Origin of the sequence: Methylobacter sp. BBA5.1, from assembly GCF_000746145.1 — a bacterium.
GTDB lineage: Bacteria > Pseudomonadota > Gammaproteobacteria > Methylococcales > Methylomonadaceae > Methylobacter > Methylobacter marinus.
Genome location: NZ_JQKS01000079.1, coordinates 1 through 2,002 on the forward strand (window position 1 = coordinate 1; position 2,002 = coordinate 2,002).

A 2,002-nucleotide genomic window follows, 5' to 3' on the forward strand; every position below is an offset into this window, starting at 1 on the left:
GGATATGCCCGAATGGCCGGCGAGGCACAAAAACAAACGCGGGATACCGTCACGGCGCAGCATTTTAAAGCTGTTTTGGATGCATCGACCAGGTACATACAGGATAACTGGGCAATCATCCAAGCAAATGCGACACCCACGGCCCCAGCTGTTATTACAACAGCGATGCTATCAGCCACCGGCTATTTACCAGCTGGGTTTAATGGCACAAATCCATATGGTCAAACACTCCGGACAGAGGTCCTTGAGCCCAGCGCCGGCAATTTGCAAGCAACGGTTATTTCCATGGCCGGGAATGCAATCCCCGCTGGCCAAGCACCGCGCATTGCGGCAAAAGTCGGTGCGGGCGGCGGCTATACACCAACTGCTACGCCTACGACCGCGCAAGGGGGCATTTGGCGGTTGGTCAATGCCGTTAGTAAATATCACCCAGCCAGGAGCGGGGCATTTGGTCGGTTTGCTGTACTTTAACAATGGCCAACTTATTTCTGATTATCTGCGCCGGCATTCGGTGCCAGGACATCCCGAAGTTAATCAGATGTTTACAACTTTGGACATGAACGGCCAAACCCTGAACAACGCGAACCAAGTCAACGCCACTGATGTAACGGCTTCGCAAACGGTTACAGCGGGCGGCGGCAATGTGCATCTTAGAAATCAAGCCGGGGAAGGCGGCGTAGTAAGACTAACAGGCGCAAATGGTCAAAATGTCCATCTTCAAAATATTAATGGAACATTCCGGACTTTGAATAGCCCGTGGACTATGGAAACATGGTCAGTGGATCAAGCAGGCAATACGTCAAATGCCGGCCAGGCCTCTTCCAGTTCAGTAAAAACCCAGATTATGTATGACAGCAATAATACCGGCTATTACGTCGATCCCAATGGCACAAACCGGATAAATTATGTGGATGCCGATAATCAATTGACGCGTGGCTATCACGGCGCTGATGCATTTTATGACCGTTATAACAACAATTACTACGCCCAACTCAGAGGCACAAACCGGCTGAATTATGTAGATGCCGATAATCAATTGACGCGTGGCATCAATGAAGCAAACGCTTTTAAAGTGAACTATGTAGCGGCAGTTGGAGCAAGCTGCGCCGGTTATAATGGAGGAATTGCTCAGGATGGCACGGGGCAGCTGCTTAACTGTATATCAGGCGTGTGGAAAAAGTTAGGCGAAAAGTCGGCAACACAAACTGGAACATGGGGAGGTCGATGTACAACTCTGTCGCCCCCAGCAGGAACGTCAACGACCACGCATAACATTTCTTACATATGGGTACATCGATCACAGTGCAATTGGGAGCAATCTCATACGCTCCATAATGCTGGAGTAATAGCATCTGATGCGGGCGTGACCGCGTGTGGTTCTGAATATTGCCCAATAGGGGGATCATTCATGGTTGTTGCTGTATCGAAATAATCGATACAAAAAGCCCGGTGATGCTTCCGATTATCACCGGCGGACATTATACCGGGCTAATTTTTCGACCATTGATGCCGATAAGGCAATGCTTGGCCTACCGTCCAAATCAGACGGCAACGGCACGGCTTCCCCCCTATCCATCAGCGACATAATCGCCATTTCCAGCGCGTCCGCCGCATTCAGCAAGGCCTCGTCATAGCTGTCGCCCGCCGAATAGGTGCGGGGAATATCGACGAATTCCACCATGAACTGCTGCGTTTCAGCATCTTGCTCGATGAGGGCCGGATAAAACAAAGACAAGATCGCCGCGTCCGAATCAAACAACAGCCAAACCCCGTAGGAAAAATCCGGATCTTTGGCCAGCGTCGCCAAAGGCGTCGGCTCCGGCGGCTCCAAGTCCTCGCCCTCAAACCATAGCTCGATAGCTTCCTGAATCATCCAGGGCAAATCCTGCCAGTCGTCCGCCGCTGAAAAACAGCCTGGCAGATCGGGAATTACAACGCCGTGCGCGTAGTGGTCACGGCCAAGCTCAATACAAACGGGATATATCATCGATAGCGCCTCTAG

Annotated in this window: 3 protein-coding genes; 2 read left to right on the forward strand and 1 reads right to left on the reverse strand. The window is 51.3% G+C overall.

Going from position 1 to position 2,002, the window contains the following annotated elements; translation table 11 throughout:
• Together pilV (EK22_RS25490) and pilV (EK22_RS23370) are read left to right on the forward strand one after the other, a co-directional pair.
• A partial coding sequence (gene pilV, locus EK22_RS25490) for a shufflon system plasmid conjugative transfer pilus tip adhesin PilV (RefSeq protein WP_152565192.1) occupies positions 1-471 on the forward strand: 471 nt, incomplete at its 5' end.
• Positions 449-1,432, forward strand: coding sequence for a shufflon system plasmid conjugative transfer pilus tip adhesin PilV (pilV, locus tag EK22_RS23370; protein WP_255360601.1), 984 nt, complete (start codon positions 449-451; stop codon positions 1,430-1,432). The genes pilV (EK22_RS25490) and pilV (EK22_RS23370), both read left to right, overlap by 23 nt.
• A 33-nt stretch (positions 1,433-1,465) precedes the next feature.
• On the opposite strand, the gene EK22_RS23375 is transcribed toward pilV (EK22_RS23370), so the two are convergent.
• The coding region (locus tag EK22_RS23375) for a type II toxin-antitoxin system HicB family antitoxin (protein WP_235209474.1) at positions 1,466-2,002 on the reverse strand (537 nt) is incomplete at its 5' end.